This is a genomic window from Roseateles sp. (assembly GCF_965262435.1).
In the GTDB taxonomy this organism is placed as follows: Bacteria; Pseudomonadota; Gammaproteobacteria; order Burkholderiales; family Burkholderiaceae_C; genus Paucibacter_A.
In genome coordinates, this window is record NZ_OZ253537.1 from 1,309,393 (window position 1) to 1,329,719 (window position 20,327).

Sequence of the window (20,327 nt, forward strand, 5' to 3'; positions counted from 1 at the left end):
GAATAGGTGAACGGGTGAACGTGTGAATTGGGGGGCGCGGAGGGAGTGTCCCTGATGGCGCTAGTGTCGGGTCGTTCCCGACTGCAGCATGCGTTCGGAGTCCGCCCGTGGCACGGGCCTGGAGAACAGATAGCCTTGCTGCAGAGGGCAGCCCCGGCCGATCAGGAAATCTGACTGTTCCGCGGTCTCCACGCCTTCGGCCACCACCTGCAGACCGAGCTCGTTTCTTAAGGTGATGATGGCCGAGGCCAGGGCGGCGTCGCGGCCGCCTCGGGCCACGTCGGTGATGAAGGCGCGGTCGATTTTCAGCTCGCTCATGGGCAGGCGCTTGAGGTGGCTCAGCGAGGAGTAGCCGGTCCCGAAGTCGTCCAGCGACAGGCCAAAGCCCAAGGCGCGCAGGCGGTCCAGCACGCCGACCGCGGTGCCCACATCGCGCAAGACCATGGTTTCGGTCAGTTCGAGCTTCAGGCTGGCAGGACGAAGCTGGTACTGCCGCACCAAGCCCTCGAGCTGCTCGGGCAGGCCGGCATCGGCCAGGCTCGAAGCCGGCAGGTTCACCGACAGCGGCAAGGCGGGCAGCCCCTGGTCCGACCAGCGGCGCAGGCTCTGGCAGGCGGTGTGCAGCACCCAGTCGGTCAGCGGCGCGATCAGGCCGCTTTCTTCCGCCAAAGCGATGAAATCGCCGGGCAGCAGCAGGCCGCGCTCCGGGTGCTGCCAGCGCAGCAAGGCCTCGGCGCCAACCAGGGCGGCGCTGCGCGCGTCCACCTTGGGCTGGTAGTGCAAACGCAGCTGCCCCGCCTGCAGGGCCTGGCGCAGCTCGGCCTCCAGCTGCACACGTTTCCTGGCGCGGGCATTGAGCGCCTCGTCGAAGAACTTGTGCCGCGCGCCGCCGGCCTCCGCGGCGACACGTGCCGTCTGTTCCGAGCAGCGGCTCAGATGGATCAGGTCCGCGGCGTCGCCGGGAAACATCGCGATGCCGATGCTGGCCGACAAGCGCAGCGCCTGGCGGTCGAGCGCCACCGGCTGCGCGACCGCCGCGAGCAGTCTTTGCGCGATCGCCGAGGCGCGCTCCTGACCCTCGAGATCGGGGATCAGGATGGCGAAAGCCTGGTCGCCCAGCCGCGCCAGCAGGCTCGGCTCATGGTCCATCACCGGGGCCGCCGCAAGCTCGCTGCTGCCACGCAGGCAGGCGCGCAAGCGCCGGGCGATGGTGGCCAGCACCAGCTCGCCCTGGCCATGGCCGTAGAGCTCATGGACGCCGCCGAAGCGGTCGATCTCGACATGCAGCACGGCGCAGCCGGCGGCGCTGCGCCGCGCACGTTCCAGCGCAGGCGCGGCCAGCTCGGCAAACAGGCGACGGTTGGGCAAGCCTGTGACCTCGTCATAGTGGGCCAGGCGCAGGGCCCGCTGCTCGGCCGCGCGCAGCGAGTCGTCCAGGGCGGCGCGCGCCATGAACTCCTTGCGCAGCAGGTACTCGCGCCACCAGCCGATGCCGGCCGCGAGGATGAAGACCGTGAGCACGTGATACGACCAGTAGCCGGCCTCCTGGGCGGACAGGCCCGCATGCCACCACAGCGCGTAGAGAAAGGCCGCCATGATCAGCGCGCCCGAAGCCAGGGCATGGCGGAACTGCACGCCCAGGATCACAAAGCAGTAGAACTCCAGAAAGGTGAAGTTCAGCACGCCGACCCAGCTCTTGAGCCCGGCGCCGCCTTCCTGATCGATGCGCAGCAGGATCAGCATCAGGCATAAGGCCACCGTGACGATGAAGCTGGCCATCACCGGCTGCCAATGCTGGCGCGCCTTGGGCAGCAGCGAAAAACCCAGGCCCAGCAGCAGCACCGGCACGGCCAGCGTCAGGCGCAGCAGATTGGCCGGCCCGTGGAGGTGGGCGAAGCGGTCGACGAGGTAGTCGCCCGTGATCAGCAGCGCACCCAGCAGCAGGCTCAGCTGGGCATAACGAAAGTAGAAAGCGACGTAGTGCTGGATGAAGCGCTGTTCGAAGGCGGCATCGGCAAAGCGCAGCAGCAGCTGCAGCGGCAGGTCGGCGGCAGGGCCAGCGCCGGCCTCGCTCACAGGCATCGCGTCTGGGCTTCCACGCGTTTCGGTCTCGATTGCGCGCATCAAAGGGAGTCCATCGAAAGGGACAGCTTGGGGCGGGACGCCCATCAACCCGACTCCTGAAGGTCTTATCGTCCGAGCAGTCACGGGCTTGAGGCTTGGGCACGCTGCCCCGCATGAATCTCGCCTCTGGAGTGCCGGTGGTCCGGCGCGCTGACACAATCTCCCCCCATGGGCGAATTCGATCTGATCCAGCGCTATTTCAAGAGCCAAAGCCACCCCGCGGCCGAAGCCGTACCCGTGGGCATTGGCGATGACTGCGCCGTCATCAACCCGACGCCGGGCATGCAGTGGCTGGTGTCCTCCGACATGCTGGTCGAGGGCCGGCATTTCCTGTCCACGGTGGCGCCGGAGCGTCTGGGGCACAAGGCCTTGGCGGTCAACCTCAGCGATCTGGCCGCTTGCGGCGCCACGCCGCGCGCCTTCACCTTGGCGCTGAGCCTGCCGCGGGTGGATGAAACCTTTCTGAGCGGCTTCGCCCAGGGCTTGTTCGCGCTGGCGCAAGCCCATGGCATCGCCCTGGTCGGTGGCGACACGACCGCCGGGCCTCTGAATATTTGCATCACGGTGATGGGCGAAGTGCCGCGGGGTCAGGCCTTGCTGCGCAGTGGCGCGCGGGTCGGCGACGACATCTATGTTTCGGGCCAGACCTTGGGCGATGCGCGCCTGGCGCTCGAAGTCTTTCGCGGCACGGCGAGCCTGGCCAGCGGCCAGGATTTCGAGCAGGTGCGCCGGGCCATGGAATGCCCGCAGCCGCGTGTTCAGCTGGGCCTGGCCTTGCGCGGCCTGGCGCACAGTGCCATCGATGTTTCGGACGGCTTGCTCGGTGACCTGGGCCACATCCTCAAGGCCTCGGGCGTGGGCGCACGGCTTGATGTCGATGCCCTGCCACGCAGCGCCGTGCTGGCGGCGCAAGACCTGGCCCTGCAGCGCGAATGCGGCCTGGCCGGGGGCGACGACTACGAGCTGGTCTTCAGCGCGCCGGGTGATGCGGCCGGGCGCGCGGCGGTCGCGGCGGCCGCGGCGGCCAGCGGCACGCCGGTACAGCGCATCGGCAGCATCGAGGCCGAACCGGGCCTGCGCCTGCAGGACGGCGCCGGTCAGGCGCTGGCCTTGCAGTTCAACAGTTTTGACCATTTCAAATCTCCATGAGCGACGCCTCACCCCCCACCTCGGCGCCCTTGGTGTCGCGCCGCGCCACGGCCCGCTTCATGTTTCCGCATCCGGCGCATTGGATCGCCCTGGGTTTCGGCAGCGGCCTCTCGCCCATGGCGCCGGGCACGGTCGGCACGCTCTGGGCTTGGTTGTCTTTTCTGGCCCTCAACCCCTGGATGACGGACCGCAGCTGGGCCTGGCTGCTGGCCGGTGGCACCCTGGTCGGCTGGTGGGCCTGCACGATGACCGCACGTCACCTGGCAACACCTGACCCCGGCGCCATCGTCTGGGATGAGGTGCTGGCCTTCTGGCTGGTGCTCTGGCTGGTCATGCCGGCCGGCTTCTGGGGCCAGGCCGTGGCTTTTGCGCTGTTCCGCTACTTCGACGCCGCCAAGCCGGGGCCGGTGCGCTGGGCCGACCAGCTCTTCAAGGGCGAACGTGGCAAACCGGTCGGCTGGGCCCAGGGTTTCGGCATCATGTTTGATGATTTCGTCGCGGCCGGATGTACCCTTGTGGTGATTGCGCTGTGGCGCGCGCTCATGGCGTGAATTTGGCCTGAACTTGTCGGAGGTGCCCCATGCTGTTTCCCGAAGAGCAAGAGCTGATCGACCGCATTGCCGTCGCCCTGATCCAGCGCCGTGAGCGCCTGGGCACGGCCGAGTCCTGTACCGGCGGCTTGATCGCCGCCGCCTGCACCAGCCTGTCGGGCTCCAGCCAGTGGTTCGAGCGCGGCGTGGTCAGCTACAGCAATGAATCGAAGACCGAGTTGCTCGGGGTGCCGGCGGCCTTGATCGGCCTGCATGGTTCGGTCAGCGGCGAGGTGGCTCTGCACATGGCGCACGGCCTGCTGGCCCATGCGCCGATCGACTGGGCGCTGGCCGTGACCGGCATCGCCGGGCCTACCGGCGGCAGCACGGACAAGCCGGTCGGCACGGTCTGGCTGGCCTTGGTTCACGGCCGCAGCGTCACCCGCGTCTGGCGCGAGCATTTCGCAGGCGACCGCCATGCCGTGCGCATCGCCACCTTGCGCGCCGGCCTGATGGCCTTGTGCGAGGCGCTGGAGGACAAGGATCAATGACCGTGCTGCTGAGCGGGCGCTGGTCGGCCGCCGAGGGCGAGCGCTGGGCGCGGCTCTTGCACGAGGCCATGCCCGAGGAACAGTGGCTGCTGCAGCCGCCGCGCGATGCGGCGGCAGCCGCCGCGGTCGAGGTGGCCGTGGTGGCCAACCCCGAGCCGGGCGCCTTGAGCGGGCTGCCGAATCTGCGCCTGATCCAGTCGCTCTGGGCCGGCGTCGATCGCCTGCTGCAAGACCCGACCCTGCCGCCTGAAGTGCCCGTGGCGCGCATGGTGGACCCGGCCATGAACGAGGCCATGGTGCACACGGCGCTGTGGGCGGTGTTGTCTCTGCACCGGCAGTTTTTCGAGCTGCAGGCGCAGCAGCGCGAGGCGCTCTGGCAGGCACCGCCGCAGCGCCGAGCGGCCGAATGCGCGGTGCTGGTCTTGGGCCTGGGCGAGCTGGGTGGGCGCACGGCCCAGACCCTGGCCGGCCTGGGCTTCGCCGTGCATGGCTGGAGCCGGCGGCCGAGCGAGCTGGACGGCGTACGCTTGTGGCAAGGGGAGGCCGGTCTGGCGCCGGCCCTGGCCGCGGCCGAAATCGTCATCAACCTCTTGCCGCTGACGCCGCAAACACGCGGATTCTTCGACACGGCCCGCCTGGCACAGATTCGGCCCGGGGCCTGCCTGGTGAATCTGGCGCGCGGTGCTCATGTCGACGAGGCGGCGCTGCTGGCGGCCCTGGACCGCGGCCAGCTGCGTCATGCCGTGCTCGATGTGTTCCAGCAGGAACCGCTGCCGCCCGAGCATGCGTTCTGGCGCCATCCGCGCGTGACGGTGCTGCCGCATTGCGCGGCGCAGACCGACCCGCGCACGGCCGTGCCCCAGGTGCGGGCCAATCTGGCGGCGCTGCGGGCCGGTCAGCCACTGATGCACCGCGTCGATCGCGGCCAGGGCTACTGAGGCGAGACGGCGGTCACCATGGAGTTCTTCGCCACCGATTCCAGTGTGTCTGCCCTGGAGCAGAGCTTGGCGCAGGGCGCGGTCCTCGACACCCTGCCCGAGCGCCTGCTTCTGGCCTGGGCTCTGCGCCAGCGCGACACCTTGCGCGCCCTCGAGCTGGCCCAGGATGTCGAAGGGCTGATCAGCGCCAGTGACTGGCGCGAGCCGCAGCGCATGGCGGTGCGCGGCCGGCTCAGTCTGCTGCGCGCCGAAGCCCATCTGCTGTTCGCCGAGTTGGACGAGGCGCAGCTGCACATGAAGCAGGCCGGCCAGGTCTTCGCTGGCCTGGCTGATGGCAGCGGCCTGGCCGATCTGCATTGGCTGCGCCATTACTTGGCGGCCGACCGTGGTGATGCTGCCGGGCTCAAGGATGAGCTCAAGCGTGCCATCGCTTGCGCACGCCAGGTGCGTGACCCGCATCGCCTGGCCTTGTTGGAGGCCAATCTGGCCCGGGCCGAGGTGTTCAGCGACCCGGTCGCGGCCGAGCGCGAGTGGGCGGCGCGCCTGCCGCGCGACAGCGCCGACATGCCCCTCATGGAGGGCGCGGCACTGGAAGATTTCCGCGGTCTGCTGGCGGCCATGGGTGGGCACTACCTGGCCTCCATCCAGGCCCATTCCAAGGCCTTCGAGCTGTCCTTGCACACCGGGCAGATCCGCCGCGCCATCACCCTGGCCACCAATCTTGGGCACACCTACACCAAGATGAGCGACTTCCAGACGGCCATGGAATGGCTGCGTCGCGGCCTGGATCTGGCGCGCGCCTCGCGCTGGCCGAACCTGATCGCGCTCTGCCTGGCTCACACCGGCGAGGCCCTGCGTCGCCTGGGTCAACTTGGCGATGCGCGTGAGTTGCTGCAGGAATGCCTGCAGTTGCTGGCCTTGCCGCCCGAGGCGCGCACGCGCGCCTTGGCCCTGTCCTATCTGGGCCGCACCGAACTCGATTCCAGGCAGGGTGTCGCCGCTCAAGCCGCCTTCGCCCAGCTGCAGCCCCTGGCCGAAGCTTCAGGCTCGCACGACCTGCTCACCGACGTCCGGCTGGGCCTGGCCCGCGCTGCCCTGCTGCTGGGCGACCTGCCCGCCGCGCGCCGCCAGGCCGAGCTCGGCCTGGCCATGGCCAGGCAGCAGCAGGAGCCTGACAAGGAAGTAGACCTGCTCTGGGCCCGCGCCGAAATCCAGCAGGCCGAGGACCTGGCCTTGCAGCGCCCCAGCGAGGCCGGTACCGCCCTGGTCTGGTACGAGCGCGCCCTGCAGCGCGCCGGCAGCCTTGAGGCCTACACGCCTCAGGTGCGCCTGCTCGACGCAGCCGCCAAGGCCAGCGCAGCCCAGGGCGGGTTCGAGCAGGCCTACCACTGGGCCCAGCGGGCCAATGAGCTTCGCCAGCGCAGCTTCAGCGAGGAGACCTCGCGCCGCTCCAGCGCCTTGCAGGTGCACCATCAGATCGAGCGCGCGCGCGCCGAGAGCGAGCATCTGCGCCGCCTGGCCGAATCCGAGGCGGCACGTTTCCAGCTGCTGCGCGATTCGCACGAGGTGCTGCAGCGTCTGGGCAGCATCGGCCAGGAGATCACCAACGAGCTGGAGGCCGACCGCGTCTTCCATGTCATGGAGCGCCATATCCATGCCTTGCTGGATGCCCCTTGCATGTCGGTCTATGTGCTCGATGAAGGGGGCGCGCAGCTCTACTGTGCCTTCGGCATGGAGGACGGCCAGCCCTTCATCGACCCGCCGATCGCCATGAGCTCGGAGCGCTCGCTGACGGTACGCTGCTTGCGCGAGCGGCGCGAGTACCTGATGAATCAGCCGCCCGGCGAGAGCGTCGGCGAACAGGTGCCGGGCACCAGCGAGCTGAAAAGCCTGCTGTTCGCACCCTTGGTGGTGGGCGAGCGGGCGATCGGCGTGATGACCATCCAGTCGCCGCGCGCCGAGGCCTATGGCGAGCGCCAGCAGGTGATCTTCCGCACTCTGTGCTCCTACATTGCCATCGCCCTGGACAACGCCGATGCCTATTTACGCGTCAGCGAGTTGCAGCGTCAGCTGATGGCCCAGGAGAAGCTGGCCGCGCTGGGCGCCATGGTGGCCGGTGTGGCCCATGAGTTGAACACGCCGATCGGCAACAGCCTGCTGATCGCCAGCACCTTGCTCGGCGCCACCGAGGAGTTTTCCCAGCAGGTGGAGCAGCGTGTGCTGAAGCGTTCGGATTGGATGCAGTACGCCGGCCGCACGCGCGACGGCCTGGAGGTCATCAACCGCAGCATGCAGACGGCGGCCTCGCTGGTCAGCAGCTTCAAGCAGGTGGCGGTGGACCGCAGCTCGGAACAGCGGCGCGAGTTCAGCCTGCGCGAGCTGGGCGAACAATGCCTGCAGACCCTGGCCTTGCAACTGCGCCAGGCCGGTCTGGAAGCCCGGCTGACGCTGGTGCCCGAGCTGAGCATCGACAGCTTCCCCGGCCCGCTCGGGCAGGTGCTGATCATCCTGGTCAACAACGCCATGGCCCATGCCTTCGAGGGCCGCGCCGGCGGCCAGGTCGAGATCGGCGGACAGGCCCTGGACGGGGAACGCGTCCAGCTCTGGGTTCAGGACAATGGCGCGGGCATGGCGGCCGAGGTCTGCGCGCGCATCTTCGAGCCCTTCTTCACCACCAAGTTCGGCCGGGGCGGCAGCGGTCTGGGCCTGAGCATTGCCCACAACATCGTCAGCACCCTGCTGGGCGGCCGCATCAGCGTCAGCAGCACGCCCGGCCAGGGCAGCCGTTTTCTGATCGAGCTGCCGCGCCGGGCGCCTTGATCGGCGCTGCCATTCAGCCGAGCTGGTCCAGCATGGTGTCGGCGGCGCTGCCGCTCAGATCCGGCGCCCGCCAGGCCTGCAGCCAGGCGATGAACTGCTCATGCGGCATGGGCTTGGCAATGAAGTAACCCTGACCTTCATCGCATCCGAGCGCGCTCAGCAGGCGCCAGGCCTTGGCCGTTTCGACGCCCTCGGCCACCACACTGAGGCCCAAGTTGTGGGCCAGCTCGACGGTCGAGCGCACGATCTTGGCGTCACCCAGATCGGACTCCATGGCCATGACGAAGCTCTTGTCGATCTTCAGCTCATGGACCGGCAGGCGCTTCAGGTAGGCCAGCGAGGAGTAGCCGGTGCCGAAGTCATCGATGGACAGCTTGAAGCCGCGGGCGTGCAACTGCTCCAAGGTGTGCAGAGCGCGCTGCGGGTCGTCCATGATGGCGCTCTCGGTGATCTCCAGGCACAGGGCGTCGCTGCGCGCGCCATGGGCGTCGAGCAAGGTCTGGATCTTGTCGGGCAGGTCCTGGTCGAGCAGGTCGCGGGTCGACAGATTGACGCTGATGCGCAAGGCCAGGCCTTGGGCATGCGCCTGCGCCCAGGCGGCGGCGGAGGCCTCGATGACCCAGCGCGTCAGCGTGCGGATGAAGCCGGTCTGCTCGGCAAAGGGGATGAAGAGCATGGGCGGCACCAGGCCGCGCTGCGGGTGCTGCCAGCGCACCAGGGCTTCGGCGCTGATGATGCGGCCGCTTTGAAGGTCGACCTTGGGCTGCAGGAAGAGGCGCAGCTCGCCGGCTTCCACGGCGTGGCGCAGCTCACTCAGCAGGGACAAGGACTCCTGGCTGCCGGCGTCCAAGCTGGCGCTGTAGAGCACGCTGCCGCTTTGCCGCTTCTTGGCCTCGAACATGGCGAGGGCGGCGCGGCTCAGCAGCAGCTTGGCGTCCCGACCATGGGCTGGCGAGAGTGCCATGCCGATGCCGGCGCTCAGGTCCACCGTCTGGTCATTGAGGCGCAGGGGGCGCTCGAAATCGCGGTGGATGGCGTCGGCCAGGGCCAGGGCCGAAGCTTCGTCGGCGTCGCTGAGCAGCACGGCGAACTCGTCGCCGCTCAAGCGGGCCAGGCTGTCCTCGGTCGAGGGCAGCAGCTCCTGCAGGCGCCGGGCCACCTTGTGCAAGAGCAGGTCGCCGAAGTCATGGCCCTGCACGTCGTTGACATGCTTGAAGCGGTCCAGGCCCAGGGTCAGCACCGCACAGGGCTGCTCGGCATGACCGCTGAGCCATTGCTCCAGCTGCTGCACAAAGCCGGCGCGGTTGGGCAGGCCGGTCAGTTGGTCCTTGAAGGCGAGTTCATTGAGGCTGGCGTCGCGCTCCTGGATGCCCTGACGCATGGCCTCGAAGGCGCGTGCCAGGTCGCCCACCTCGTCGGCGCTGCCGTCTTGCGCCACCGGCGTGTCGTAGTCTCCGGCGCCCAGGCGTTCGGCCGAGTCGGCCAGGGTCTTGATCGGCCGGCTGATGCGGCGCGCCGTCAGCACGCTGCCCAAGGCGAAAACCAGGATGCCCAGCACGGTCAGCGAGCCCTGGGTCTGGCGCAGGGTGCGGTAGGACTCAAAGGCCTGGTCGAAGGAGCGCAGCAGCAGCACCGACAGTTGCTGTTCGCCCGAGCGCAGCAGCGGCACATAGAGCCCGCGCATTTCTTCCTCGCCCAGCTGCAGGGCGAAGGCTGGCTCACCCACCTGCACCTGGCCAGCCACGGCGGCGGCGGCTTTCTGGTCCAGCACGCTGCCCAGCGGCGCCCAAGCCTGTTGGCCCTGGCGCAGCAGGAAGGTGCTGCTCAGGCCGGACAGGGTCTGCAGCTCGCGCAAGGGCTCGGCCTGCAGGTCCACGGCCATCAGCAGCCAGCCGCCCAGGCCGGCTGCCTTCACGGGCACGAAGACCAGCTGGTAGGCGCGCCCGCCGATCAGCGCCAGGCTGGCGCGGCCGGTGGTCTGGGTGTTGCCGGCGTCTTCGCCCTCCTTGGCTTGGATCAGCGCCGGCAGCAGGGCGGCAAAGGCCTCCGCCTGGGGCCGGGTGGCGGTGACCAGGTGGAAGTCGGCCGCCACGTAGGCGATCACGCTGGCGTCGACCAGATGGTTGTTCTTGGAGTCGAGGGCGCTGAACAAGGTCTCGGCAAACTCGGCCGGCGCCATGCCCGAGGCCTCGGCCAGCACGCTGCGGATGCCATGGTTGTTCTCCAACTGGCGCAGCACGGCCATCTGCTGCAGCGCGCCCTGTCCGAGCAGGTGCGCGAGCATGCGCTGGCCGGTCTTCAACTCGGCTTCTACCGCCACCTCGGTGCTGCGGCGGATGTTGGCATAGGTGATCAGCCAACTGGTCAGCTGCACCAGCACCAGCAAGGCCAGAAAGAGCGCGACGATGCGGCCCTCGAGCCGACGCAGATTGAGAAAGGCGGGTCGTTTCATGATGAGGGATCAGCGCACCGGCAACTGCACCGGTGCCGGCTCGCTGCCGGCCACCAGGCGCAGGGCAAAGCTGCTCAGCAGCGGACTGCCCAGCTTCGGGTGCCAGGCCTTGAGCACATGCTCGCCGGCTGGCAACTCCAGGCGCAGCAAGCCTTGGGCGTCGGACTTGGCGAAATGCGGCGTGTCGACCACGATGATGTGTGCGCTCATATCGTCATGGATATTGCAGCCCAGGGCGGCCACGCCGGCTTTGTCGAAGAGCACTGGCGCGGTCGGGGTGCCGGTGTAGAGCTTGAGGTCGAACTTCTTGGTCGCGGAGAAGGAGTAGACATGGTGACGCACCGTGTCGAAGTTCGGGAAGTTGACGGCCGTGCCGGTCTGCACGATCAAGATCGCGGGCAAGAACTGGCGCGAGCGTTGCTCCATCTGGGCCAGGGTGCCTGCGGGCGCCTGACCTGTCTGCCCTTTAACTTCGACGGCGATCACCGCATCGGCCAGGGGCTGGCCGGCAGCGTTCTGCACCCGGAGGGTCCAGCTCGCCGCCTGGGCCGGGTCCGGTGGCGCCAGGGCCAGCGGCAGCGCCATGGCCAAGGCCATAAGGCGTGCGCTCACAGTCCGCGCACTGGATTTCGTCTTGCCTGCCGGGCCAGTGCCGGCGTCGTCTCGCAAACGCATTGCATTCATGCTGGCGGGTTTCTCTGTGCAAGGTGCAGGCGGTGGGGCGCCCTGCGACAGAGCAGGGGCAAGCCGCGCCGGATGCGCCGCTCAGTCACTGTATCGGCTCCGAGGGCACCGGACTTGAAACTTTGCGCTGTGCTCGCGGCCGGACTGGCGGACGAGGCGTGAGAACTCAGCCTCGCAGCGCCAGGCGCGGAGCGCGCGTGGCCGTGGTCTCCACCAGCATCAGGGCCAGGCGGCGCAGGCCGGCCCAGGGCTCCAGCGGCCAGTCGGGGTGGCGCAGGCCTTTGACCAGACCGTCGCAAATTTGCGCAGCCGCCACCAGGCGGCTCAGGTCGCCGCTGTGCAGGCCCGGCACGATGCGCTCGAACAAGCGCTCCTTGGGGCCCCAGACGCGCGCCTCGCGCATGGCCATGGGCAGAGGCTTGCCGGCGTCGACCGCGTCGCGCACGCGCTTGAGGGCTCGAATGTCCTCGGCCAGGCTCCAGTGCACCAGCACGGCGGCCTCACCCTCGGCCTCCAGGCCTTCCAGCATGCGCAGCACGCGGGCGACCTGGCCGCCCAGCACCGCCTCGCTGAGCTTGAAGACGTCGTAGCGTGCGACGTTGAGCACGGCGGCCTCGATCTGCTCAAAGCTCAGCAGGCCGGGCGGGTGCAGCAAGGCGAGCTTTTGCAATTCCTGGTGGGCGGCGAGCAGATTGCCCTCGACCCGGTCCGCAAAAAAGGCCAGGGTGCGTTGGCCGGCCTCGCCATCCTCGACGCGCTGGCCTTGCTGGACCAAGCGCTGGGCGATCCATTGCGGCAGGGCGCGGCGCTCGACCGGATCGACGCGCACGCAGACGCCGGCGCCGTCCAGGGCTTGGAACCAGGCGCTGTTCATCTGCGTCTTGTCCAACTTGGGCAGGGTGACCAGGGTCACCACATCTTCGGGTAGGCGCTCGCAGTAACGCTGCAATGCCTCGGAGCCATCCTTGCCCGGCTTGCCATTGGGGATGCGGATCTCGATCAGCTGGCGCTCGGCAAACAGGCTCATGGCCTGGGCTGCACCGAGTACCGGGCCCCAGTCAAAGTAGGCGCCAGCGACGGTGAAGACCTTGCGCTCGCCATAGCCCTGGGCGCGCGCAGCGGCGCGGATGGCGTCGGCCGCTTCCTGGGCGAGCAGGGGCTCGTCACCGTAGACGGTGTAGATGGGCCGCAGCGCTTTCGCGAGCTGGGGCTTGAGGGCGTCGGAGCGCAGCTGCATGCCTAAAGCGCCGGTGTCAGGCGGGCAGGCGCACGGCCGAGAGGCGGCGCATGATCTGCGCCACGGCGTCGGACTGCATGGCTCGGTAGAGCTGGGCTTCTTCCTGCTCTTTGGCCAGGGCCGTGCTCTCGGTGTAGTTCATTTCGCGCGTCATGCGCAGCTCGGTGCGTGGCAGCAGCAGCTCGCCCGAGGGCGTGCGCAGCAGGTAGTCGAAGTTGACGCGCAACTGCCATTCCCGCACCTGGCCGGCACTGGTGGACACCACCACCGATTTCTCGCGCACATCGCGTAGCGCCTCCAGCACGATCTCGGCCCGGTTCGCATCTTCCAGCAGCAGCACCGTGGTGCGCGAGAGCTGGCGCTTCAGATCGGCCGCCAGCGGCGAGCCTGGCTTGAAGCCGCTCAGCGCCAGGCTGCGGAACAGGAACTCCGGCTCGCGGCGCAGCTCGAAGCCGCAGCCCGCCAGCGGGGCGGCGGCGAGCAGAAGCAGGTGGCGGCGCTGCAGCATCGTGGCCATGTTCAGACGACCAGATTGACCAGGCGGCCCGGCACGATGATGACCTTCTTGGGCGCCTTGCCTTCGCTGAACTTGGCGAAGTCTTCGCTGGCCAGGGCCAGGGCCTCGATGGCGGCCTTGTCGGCGGCGGCCGGCACCTTGATGGCGCCGCGCAGCTTGCCGTTGACTTGCAGCATCAGCTCGATCTCGTCCTGCACCAGGGCGGCTTCGTCCACGCTCGGCCAGGGCGCGTCGAGCAGGTCACCCAGCTCGGCGGCATAGCCCAGGTCTTGCCAGAGGGCGTGGGTCAAGTGCGGGCAGGCCGGGTAGAGCACGCGCAGCAGCACCGAGAAACCTTCACGCACAGCCGCGTCCTGGCCTTGGGCCTTGAAGCCTTCCAGCGCGTTCAGCATCTTCATGGCGCCCGAGACCACGGTGTTGTACTGCATGCGCTCGTAGTCGTAGCTGATCTGCTTGAGCACCAGATGCACATCGCGGCGCAGGGCCTTGCCGTCGCCGTTCAGGGCCGCGTAGTTGCGACCACCGGCCTGGATGGCGGCTTCGTTCTTGGCACCGAAGCCCCAGACGCGCTTGAGGAAGCGGTGCGCGCCTTCAACGCCGGCATCGTTCCACTCCAAGGTCTGCTCCGGCGGCGAAGCGAACATCACGAACAGACGGGCCGTGTCGGCGCCGTACTGGTTGATCAACTCCTGCGGGTCCACGCCATTGTTCTTGGACTTGGACATGGTCGTCATCTCGTACTCGAGCGGCGTGCCGTCGGCCTTCAGCGTGCCGCCGATGATCTGGCCATGCTCGTTGGTCTGGACGTTGACCTCGTGTTCCCAGTAGTAGTTCTTGCCCGCGTCCGCAGGCTTGTGGGAGAAGGCGCCCTTGAGCACCATGCCTTGGGTCAGCAGGTTCTTGAAGGGCTCGTCGAAGCTGATCAGCTTCAGGTCGCGCATCACCTTGGTCCAGAAGCGGGCGTAGAGCAGATGCAGAATCGCGTGCTCAATGCCGCCGATGTACTGGTCCATGGGCATCCAGTACTGGCTGCCTTCGCCGACCATGGCCTCGCTGTTCTTGGCGTCGCAGTAACGCATGAAATACCAGGACGAATCCACGAAGGTGTCCATGGTGTCGGTTTCACGCTGGGCCGGCTTGCCGCATTTCGGGCAGGCCACGTTCAGGAAACCGGCGTGCTTTTTGAGCGGGTTGCCGCTGCCATCGGGGATGCATTCTTCCGGCAGCACCACGGGCAGGTCTTGCGTCGGCACGGGCACGGCGCCGCAGTCATCGCAGTGGATGATGGGGATCGGTGTGCCCCAGTAGCGCTGGCGGCTGATGCCCCAGTCGCGCAGGCGCCAGGTGGTCTTCTTCTCGCCCAGGCCGCGGGTGCTCATCAGCTCGGCGACCTTGGTGACGGCGGCCTTGTGGCTCAGGCCGTCGAGTTCGCCCGAGGCGATGCAGATGCCTTTTTGCTTGTCGCCGTACCAGTCGGCCCAGACCTTGTCGTTGAAGTTCTCGCCCTCGACCGCCACGACTTGCTTGATGGCCAGGCCGTACTTGTTGGCAAATTCGAAATCGCGCTCGTCATGCGCCGGCACGCCCATCACGGCACCGTCGCCATAGCTGATCAGCACATAGTTGCCGACCCAGACCTCGACTTGCGCGCCGGTCAGCGGGTGGCTGACGAACAGGCCGGTGGGCTTGCCCTTCTTTTCCTGCGTGGCCAGTTCGGCCTCGGTCGTGCCGCCGCGCTTGCATTCTTCGATGAAGGCGGCCAGCTCGGGGTTGGACGCAGCTGCGTGCGTGGCCAGTGGGTGCTCCGGCGCCACGGCGCAGAAGGTCACGCCCATGAGGGTGTCGGCACGGGTGGTGAAGACGTAAAGCTTGCCGTCCTGGATCAGCTGACCGTCGGCACCGGCGATCTGGTGCGGGAAGGCGAAGCGCACGCCCTCGCTCTTGCCGATCCAGTTCTCCTGCATCAGGCGCACGCGCTCGGGCCAGCCGCTCAGATAGCTCTTGTCTTCGGGGTTGGCCACGGCCGAGAGCAGCTCGTCGGCGTACTTGACGATGTTCAGGTAGTAGCCGGGGATCTCGCGCTTCTCGACCACGGCGCCCGAGCGCCAGCCCTTGCCGTCGACCACCTGCTCATTGGCCAGCACGGTCTGGTCGACCGGGTCCCAGTTGACGACCTGGGTGCGGCGCTCGGCGATGCCGGCTTCCAGCATCTTCAGGAACAGCCACTGGTTCCACTTGTAGTACTCGGGCGTGCAGGTGGCGATTTCGCGCGACCAGTCGATCGCCAGACCCATGGCCTGCATCTGCTTTTTCATGTACGCGATGTTGTCGTAGGTCCACTGCGCGGGCGGCACCTTGTTCTTCATCGCGGCGTTCTCGGCCGGCAGGCCGAAGGCGTCCCAGCCCATGGGCATGAGCACGTTGTAGCCCTTCATGCGCAGCTGGCGCGTGAGCATGTCGTTGATCGTGTAGTTGCGCACATGGCCCATGTGCAGCTTGCCGCTGGGGTAGGGCAGCATGGAGCAGGCGTAGAACTTGGGCTTGCTCTGGTCCTCGACCACGCGGTAAGCGTCACAGGCTTGCCAGTGGGAGCGTGCGGCCTGTTCGACCTCGGAGGGGGTGTACTTTTCGTTCATGGTGGGCTCGGTGCGAAGTGCGCCGATTGTAAAAGTCGTGGGCCGGGCTGCCGCTCAGGGCTGCTTCGGTAGGGGCGTAGGCGTGAGCGTGGACGCTGTGGCGGTGTCAGCGTCGGTGACGAAGGCCATGCGGTGCAGGCCGGCGGCCTGGCACCAGCCGATCAGCTGGGCCACTACGCCGTAGGGCGCGGCCTGGTCGGCACGCAGCTGCACCTCCAACTCGGGCCGGCCGGCGCCCAAGGTCTTGAGGCGTTGCTGCAAGGTGGCGGCGTCGAGCTTTTCCTCGCCCAGGTAGAGCGAGCCGTCGGGCGCCACGGCCAGGGCGATGAACTGCGGTGTGTCGCCCGGCGTGGCGGCCTCGCTCTTGGGCAGGTCCAGGCGCAAGGAGTTGCTCATCAGCGGCGCGGCGATCATGAAGATCACCAGCAGCACCAGCATGACGTCGATCAGCGGCGTCATGTTGATGTCGCCCATGGGCTTGGGGCTGTCGCGTCGTTCCAGGCGGCCGAAGCTCATCTCAGGCTCCGGCAGGGTGAGGCCGGCGGGCGCTCACGATTGCGCCGGCGCATCGCTGAACATCTCGCGCAGGTCGTGCGCAAAGCCTTCCAGCTCGGCTTCGCAAGCGCCGACCTGCTTGCCGAAGACGTTGTAAGCCAGCACGGCCGGAATCGCTACGGCCAGGCCTGCAGCGGTCATGATCAAGGCCTCGCCCACGGGGCCGGAGACCCGGTCCATGCTCAGATTGCCGCTGGCCGAGATGCTGACCAGGGCGTGGTAGATGCCCCAGACCGTGCCGAACAGGCCGACGAAGGGCGCGGTGCTGCCGATCGAGGCCAGCAGCACCTGGCCGAATTGCAGGCGCTGCAGAACGCCGTGCAAGGCGTCGCGCAGGCGGCGGGTCAAGCGCGAATGGGCATGGCCGGCGGCGTCCAGGGTGCCGCTGCGGGTGTCGCTGGTGGCTGCGTTCAGCAGGGGCAGGAGCAGGCCTTCGGCATCAAAGTTCTGCAGGGCGGCACGGCCCGATGCCAGGTCGGCCGCGTCCCAGAAGGCCGGCACGGCACGGGCGATGCTGCGGCGTGCGCCGCGCAGCGTCCAGCTTTTCCAGAGGATCAGCACCCAGGCGCTGACCGACATCAGCAGCATGAGCAAGGCGACGCCTCGCGTGACCGCATCGCCCTGAGCCCAGAAGCCTTCGAAATTGCTCATGATCCCTTGAGCCCCAACACGTCGCTCATGTCGTAGAGGCCCGGGCCTTGGCTGGCCAGGAAACGCGCGGCGCGCAGGCTGCCCTGAGCAAAAGTGGCGCGGCTGCTGGCCTTGTGGCTGATTTCGATGCGCTCACCGATGCCTGCGAACAGCACGGTGTGGTCACCGATGATGTCGCCGCCGCGCACGGTGGCGAAGCCGATGGTTGAGGGGTCACGCTCGCCGGTGACGCCTTCGCGGCCGTAGACGGCGCAGGCCTTGAGGTCGCGGCCCAGGGCGTGGGCCACGGCCTCGCCCATGGCCAGGGCGGTGCCGCTCGGGGCATCGACCTTGTGGCGGTGGTGGGCTTCGATGATCTCGATGTCAAAGCCTTCGTTCAGCGCGCGCGCGGCACGGTCCAGCAGGCCCAGCACGACATTGACGCCGACGCTCATATTGGGCGCCATCATCACGCCGACGCGGCCGGCCAGCGCGCCGATCTGCGCTTTCTGCTGGGCATCGAAGCCGGTGGTGCCGATCACCAGTTTGACGCCGAGCTCGGCGCAAATGGCCAGGTGGGCCAGGGTACCCTCGGGCCGGGTGAAATCGATCAGCACATCGCTGCCCTGCAGCGCGGTGCGCACGTCATCGCTGATCAGAACACCACTGGGCTGGCCCAGGAACGCGCTGGCGTCCTGGCCCAGAGCGGGGCTGCCCGGGCGGTCGAGGGCGGCGCTGAGCTGGCAATCGGGCGCTTGCATCACGGCTTCGATCAGCATGCGGCCCATGCGGCCCGAACTGCCGGCGATGGCGATGCGCAGAGGAGCGGCCCGGCTGGTCAAGACTTGTTCTCCAGCGGCGGGTAGGCGCGCACGGGCCCGATGGCTTCGGCGGCAGCGGCGGCCGGCTTGACCGGCACTGGCAATGCCTTGCGCTCGGCTTCGCTGAGTTCCAGCTTGGGCGGCTCGCGGCGCTCGGCCTTGGAACTGATGGCGGCCACGAATTCGTTTTCGCTCGGCAGATCCGCCGGTACTTCCAGCGACTTCAAGGTTTCGCCGTCGAACAGCGCCACGACCTTGCGTTGCTGGTAAATCGTGCCTTGACGCTTGATGGTGAAGACATAGTCCCAGCGCTCGGCATGGAAGGGGTCGGTCAGCAAGGGCGAGCCGAGCAGATCGCGCACTTGGGCGCGCGGCATGCCGGGCTTGACGCGCGCCACCAACTCCTTGGTCAGCACATTGCCTTGGACAACCTCGAGCTTGTAGGGCGTGATGCGTTCCAGCACCGTCGCACCATTCGAGGCATTGAGCATGTCCAAGGACGGCATGCTGGAGCAGGCACTCAGGGCGCCGGCAGCGCCAACGATCAGCGCCAAAAGACCGGATCGGGCTGGGATTGCAAGTGTTTTGGGGCTGCGCATGGCGTGATTCTGTGGGGGCTTGGGCTGGTCTGGGCCCGGAGCTGGCTATGATCGGTCCATTCTAGCGGCAGGCCCATGGTGGGCCGCGCCGGCCCCAGCAGTGTCATGAACCGCACCGACGAGATCAAGAACAGTGGCCTGAAAGCCACCCTGCCGCGTATCAAGATTCTGGAAATTTTCCAGAAGACGGCGCAGCGCCACATGACGGCTGAAGACGTCTACAAAGCCTTGCTGGTGGAAGACGCCGACATCGGTTTGGCCACGGTGTACCGGGTCCTCACCCAGTTCGAGCAGGCTGGGCTCTTGTCGCGCAACCATTTCGAATCCGGCAAGTCGGTGTTCGAACTCAACGAAGGCCATCACCACGACCATCTGGTTTGCCTGACCTGTGGCCGCGTGGAAGAGTTCTTCGACCCCGCGATCGAGGAGCGGCAGCACGCCATTGCCCGCGAGCGGGGCTTCAAGCTGCAGGACCATTCCTTGGCCTTGTACGCGGCCTGTGTGAAGACCGACTGTCCGCACCGCGGCAGCTGACCACCTGGGCGATCAGCCCCGCAGCGGCTCTCAGTCGTCGCTGTGCTGCCCTTGTTCGATCGCCCGCTGGTGGCGCTCGACAAACTCCCGGTAGGTGTCAATACCGCGCAGCTGCAAGACCGTGTTGCGCACGGCCGCTTCGACCAGCACGGCCAGGTTGCGGCCGGCATCGACGGCAATGATGGCCTTGCGTACCGGCATGCCGAGCACGTCTTCGTAAAGCGGCTCGTAGGGCAGGCGCTCGAAGTCGCGCTCCATGGTTTCCTTGCGCACCAGATGCACGATCAGCTTGAGCCGCATCTTGCGGCGCACGGCCGTCTCGCCAAAGATGGCCTTGATGTCGAGCAGGCCGATGCCGCGCACTTCCAGCAGATTCAGCAGCAGCTCAGGGCAACGGCCTTCAATGGCGGTTTGCGAGATGCGGAATAGGTCGACCGCGTCGTCTGCCACCAGGCCGTGGCCGCGGGAAATCAACTCCAGGCCCAGCTCGCTCTTGCCCAGGCCCGATTCGCCGGTCAGCAGCACGCCCAGGCCGAGGATGTCCATGAAGACGCCGTGGCGGGTGGTGCGGTTGGCAAACAGCTGGGCCAGGTAGGCGCGCACTACGTCGATCACATGGCCGGCCGAGTCTTTGGTCACAAAAAGCGGAATCTCGGCGCGGTCGCACATGGCCACCAGGCGGTCGGGCGGCGGCTGGTCGTCGGCGACGATGATGACCGGCGGCTCCAGCGTGACGATGCGCGAGATGCGGCGGTCCAGCACCTCGCCCGAGGCCTGACTCAGGTAGGCCACCTCGCGGCGCCCGACCATTTGCACCCGGTAGGGATGGATGTAATTCAGGTAACCCACCAGGTCGGCGGAGGACTGGGCGTCGCGAACGGCGGCTTCGTCGAAGCGGCGCTCCGGATGCGCATGGCCGGCAATCCACTCCCAGCGCAGGCGTTCACGATGTTCTTCGAAAAGCCGGTCGGCGCTGATGGAGGTGGGTTTCACTGATCGGAAGGCGGCGCGTTGAGAAAAAGGAGGGTGATTCCGGAAACTCAGGCGACCGACTTCAGCGGCTCCCAGGCCGCGATCAGACGGTGCAGGACGGCGGCATCGGGATCGGTTTTGAGTTGCTCGCGCAAGTCGCGATCCGACAGCATTTCAGCAATCTCGGAGAGGATCTCCAGATGGCGTTGCGTGGCGGCCTCGGGCACCAGCAGGAAGATAAGCAGGCTGACCGGCTCGTCGTCCGGCGCATCGAAACCGATCGGCTGCTGCACGCGCAACACGGCGGCCAGCGGGTTCTTCAGTCCTTTGATGCGGCCATGCGGAATGGCCACGCCGTGGCCGAGGCCGGTGGAACCGAGGCGCTCACGCGCAAAAAGATTGTCCGCCACCATCGCGCGGGAGATCGCGTGATGGTTCTCAAACAGCAGGCCAGCCTGCTCGAAAACGCGCTTCTTGCTGGAGGCATCCACATTCACCAGCACGTTGTCGGCGGGAAGGATGGCGGCGAGACGGTTCATGGTGTCTAAGCGGCGCATACGGCTGGGTGGGCCTTGGGC

18 protein-coding genes are annotated in these 20,327 nt (G+C 67.7%); 6 read left to right on the forward strand and 12 right to left on the reverse strand.

Annotated elements, in window-relative coordinates; genetic code table 11:
- Positions 1 to 60 precede the first annotated feature (60 nt).
- Positions 61 to 2,082 (reverse strand): putative bifunctional diguanylate cyclase/phosphodiesterase, encoded by a 2,022-nt coding sequence (locus tag ACQY39_RS05670; RefSeq protein ID WP_428504219.1) that lies wholly within the window; start codon positions 2,080 to 2,082, stop codon positions 61 to 63.
- Positions 2,083 to 2,292: 210 nt separating this feature from the next.
- Here ACQY39_RS05670 and thiL point away from each other — a divergent pair, with 210 nt between their 5' ends.
- The 5 genes from thiL to ACQY39_RS05695 are packed head-to-tail and all read left to right on the forward strand — an operon-like array spanning position 2,293 to position 8,112.
- Entirely contained in the window at positions 2,293 to 3,273 is a 981-nt protein-coding gene (thiL, locus tag ACQY39_RS05675; protein WP_428504221.1) for a thiamine-phosphate kinase, read from the forward strand.
- Positions 3,270 to 3,824, forward strand: a complete 555-nt coding sequence (locus tag ACQY39_RS05680; protein ID WP_428504223.1) for a phosphatidylglycerophosphatase A family protein — start codon at positions 3,270 to 3,272, stop codon at positions 3,822 to 3,824. The genes thiL and ACQY39_RS05680 overlap by 4 nt, the downstream gene beginning before the upstream one ends.
- Positions 3,825 to 3,853: 29 nt before the next feature.
- Complete coding sequence (locus ACQY39_RS05685) at positions 3,854 to 4,354, forward strand: CinA family protein (RefSeq protein ID WP_263516413.1); 501 nt, start codon at positions 3,854 to 3,856, stop codon at positions 4,352 to 4,354.
- Positions 4,351 to 5,292 (forward strand): 2-hydroxyacid dehydrogenase, encoded by a 942-nt coding sequence (locus tag ACQY39_RS05690; protein ID WP_428504225.1) that lies wholly within the window; start codon positions 4,351 to 4,353, stop codon positions 5,290 to 5,292. Before ACQY39_RS05685 ends, ACQY39_RS05690 begins: the two co-directional genes overlap by 4 nt.
- 18 nt (positions 5,293 to 5,310) lie before the next feature.
- Positions 5,311 to 8,112 (forward strand): ATP-binding protein, encoded by a 2,802-nt coding sequence (locus ACQY39_RS05695; RefSeq protein WP_428504227.1) that lies wholly within the window; start codon positions 5,311 to 5,313, stop codon positions 8,110 to 8,112.
- A 13-nt stretch (positions 8,113 to 8,125) separates the two neighbouring features.
- Here ACQY39_RS05695 and ACQY39_RS05700 read toward each other — a convergent pair whose 3' ends face one another.
- The 9 genes from ACQY39_RS05700 to ACQY39_RS05740 all read right to left on the reverse strand — a co-directional run bounded on the left by ACQY39_RS05700 (position 8,126) and on the right by ACQY39_RS05740 (position 18,243).
- Positions 8,126 to 10,564, reverse strand: coding sequence for a putative bifunctional diguanylate cyclase/phosphodiesterase (locus ACQY39_RS05700; RefSeq protein ID WP_428504229.1), 2,439 nt, complete (start codon positions 10,562 to 10,564; stop codon positions 8,126 to 8,128).
- Positions 10,565 to 10,573: 9 nt separating this feature from the next.
- Entirely contained in the window at positions 10,574 to 11,176 is a 603-nt protein-coding gene (locus ACQY39_RS05705) for a methylamine utilization protein (RefSeq protein ID WP_428504231.1), read from the reverse strand.
- 238 nt (positions 11,177 to 11,414) lie between these two features.
- Positions 11,415 to 12,485 (reverse strand): DNA polymerase III subunit delta, encoded by a 1,071-nt coding sequence (gene holA / locus ACQY39_RS05710; protein ID WP_428504233.1) that lies wholly within the window; start codon positions 12,483 to 12,485, stop codon positions 11,415 to 11,417.
- A 16-nt stretch (positions 12,486 to 12,501) separates the two neighbouring features.
- On the reverse strand, positions 12,502 to 13,002 hold the full coding sequence (lptE, locus tag ACQY39_RS05715; protein ID WP_428504235.1) for an LPS assembly lipoprotein LptE: 501 nt from the start codon (positions 13,000 to 13,002) through the stop codon (positions 12,502 to 12,504).
- A 2-nt stretch (positions 13,003 to 13,004) separates the two neighbouring features.
- On the reverse strand, positions 13,005 to 15,638 hold the full coding sequence (leuS, locus tag ACQY39_RS05720; RefSeq protein ID WP_428504237.1) for a leucine--tRNA ligase: 2,634 nt from the start codon (positions 15,636 to 15,638) through the stop codon (positions 13,005 to 13,007).
- 54 nt (positions 15,639 to 15,692) lie between these two features.
- Positions 15,693 to 16,154, reverse strand: a complete 462-nt coding sequence (locus ACQY39_RS05725) for an ExbD/TolR family protein (protein ID WP_428504239.1) — start codon at positions 16,152 to 16,154, stop codon at positions 15,693 to 15,695.
- Positions 16,155 to 16,187: 33 nt separating this feature from the next.
- Positions 16,188 to 16,844: a MotA/TolQ/ExbB proton channel family protein gene (locus tag ACQY39_RS05730; protein ID WP_428504241.1), complete on the reverse strand. Its 657-nt coding sequence runs from the start codon at positions 16,842 to 16,844 to the stop codon at positions 16,188 to 16,190.
- On the reverse strand, positions 16,841 to 17,665 hold the full coding sequence (gene dapB, locus ACQY39_RS05735; protein ID WP_428504243.1) for a 4-hydroxy-tetrahydrodipicolinate reductase: 825 nt from the start codon (positions 17,663 to 17,665) through the stop codon (positions 16,841 to 16,843). The genes ACQY39_RS05730 and dapB overlap by 4 nt, the downstream gene beginning before the upstream one ends.
- Positions 17,662 to 18,243, reverse strand: a complete 582-nt coding sequence (locus ACQY39_RS05740) for an outer membrane protein assembly factor BamE (protein ID WP_428504245.1) — start codon at positions 18,241 to 18,243, stop codon at positions 17,662 to 17,664. Before ACQY39_RS05740 ends, dapB begins: the two co-directional genes overlap by 4 nt.
- A 105-nt stretch (positions 18,244 to 18,348) precedes the next feature.
- Here ACQY39_RS05740 and fur point away from each other — a divergent pair, with 105 nt between their 5' ends.
- Positions 18,349 to 18,777 (forward strand): ferric iron uptake transcriptional regulator, encoded by a 429-nt coding sequence (gene fur, locus ACQY39_RS05745; protein WP_263516427.1) that lies wholly within the window; start codon positions 18,349 to 18,351, stop codon positions 18,775 to 18,777.
- A 30-nt stretch (positions 18,778 to 18,807) separates the two neighbouring features.
- On the opposite strand, the gene hprK is transcribed toward fur, so the two are convergent.
- Complete coding sequence (gene hprK, locus ACQY39_RS05750; RefSeq protein WP_263516428.1) at positions 18,808 to 19,770, reverse strand: HPr(Ser) kinase/phosphatase; 963 nt, start codon at positions 19,768 to 19,770, stop codon at positions 18,808 to 18,810.
- A 47-nt stretch (positions 19,771 to 19,817) separates the two neighbouring features.
- Positions 19,818 to 20,288, reverse strand: a complete 471-nt coding sequence (gene ptsN, locus ACQY39_RS05755; RefSeq protein ID WP_263516429.1) for a PTS IIA-like nitrogen regulatory protein PtsN — start codon at positions 20,286 to 20,288, stop codon at positions 19,818 to 19,820.
- Between the last annotated feature and the right edge of the window lie 39 nt (positions 20,289 to 20,327).

Bases quoted from the DNA above. Each gene is read 5' to 3' on its own strand.
- ACQY39_RS05670 (WP_428504219.1), bottom strand. From the start codon at position 2,082: ATGCCTGTGAGCGAGGCCGGCGCTGGCCCTGCCGCCGACCTGCCGCTG.
- ACQY39_RS05690 (WP_428504225.1), top strand. From the start codon at position 4,351: ATGACCGTGCTGCTGAGCGGGCGCTGGTCGGCCGCCGAGGGCGAGCGC.
- ACQY39_RS05685 (WP_263516413.1), top strand. From the start codon at position 3,854: ATGCTGTTTCCCGAAGAGCAAGAGCTGATCGACCGCATTGCCGTCGCC.
- ACQY39_RS05695 (WP_428504227.1), top strand. From the start codon at position 5,311: ATGGAGTTCTTCGCCACCGATTCCAGTGTGTCTGCCCTGGAGCAGAGC.
- leuS (WP_428504237.1), bottom strand. From the start codon at position 15,638: ATGAACGAAAAGTACACCCCCTCCGAGGTCGAACAGGCCGCACGCTCC.
- ACQY39_RS05725 (WP_428504239.1), bottom strand. From the start codon at position 16,154: ATGAGCTTCGGCCGCCTGGAACGACGCGACAGCCCCAAGCCCATGGGC.
- ptsN (WP_263516429.1), bottom strand. From the start codon at position 20,288: ATGAACCGTCTCGCCGCCATCCTTCCCGCCGACAACGTGCTGGTGAAT.
- holA (WP_428504233.1), bottom strand. From the start codon at position 12,485: ATGCAGCTGCGCTCCGACGCCCTCAAGCCCCAGCTCGCGAAAGCGCTG.
- ACQY39_RS05700 (WP_428504229.1), bottom strand. From the start codon at position 10,564: ATGAAACGACCCGCCTTTCTCAATCTGCGTCGGCTCGAGGGCCGCATC.
- ACQY39_RS05680 (WP_428504223.1), top strand. From the start codon at position 3,270: ATGAGCGACGCCTCACCCCCCACCTCGGCGCCCTTGGTGTCGCGCCGC.
- ACQY39_RS05740 (WP_428504245.1), bottom strand. From the start codon at position 18,243: ATGCGCAGCCCCAAAACACTTGCAATCCCAGCCCGATCCGGTCTTTTG.
- thiL (WP_428504221.1), top strand. From the start codon at position 2,293: ATGGGCGAATTCGATCTGATCCAGCGCTATTTCAAGAGCCAAAGCCAC.
- ACQY39_RS05730 (WP_428504241.1), bottom strand. From the start codon at position 16,844: ATGAGCAATTTCGAAGGCTTCTGGGCTCAGGGCGATGCGGTCACGCGA.
- fur (WP_263516427.1), top strand. From the start codon at position 18,349: ATGAACCGCACCGACGAGATCAAGAACAGTGGCCTGAAAGCCACCCTG.
- lptE (WP_428504235.1), bottom strand. From the start codon at position 13,002: ATGGCCACGATGCTGCAGCGCCGCCACCTGCTTCTGCTCGCCGCCGCC.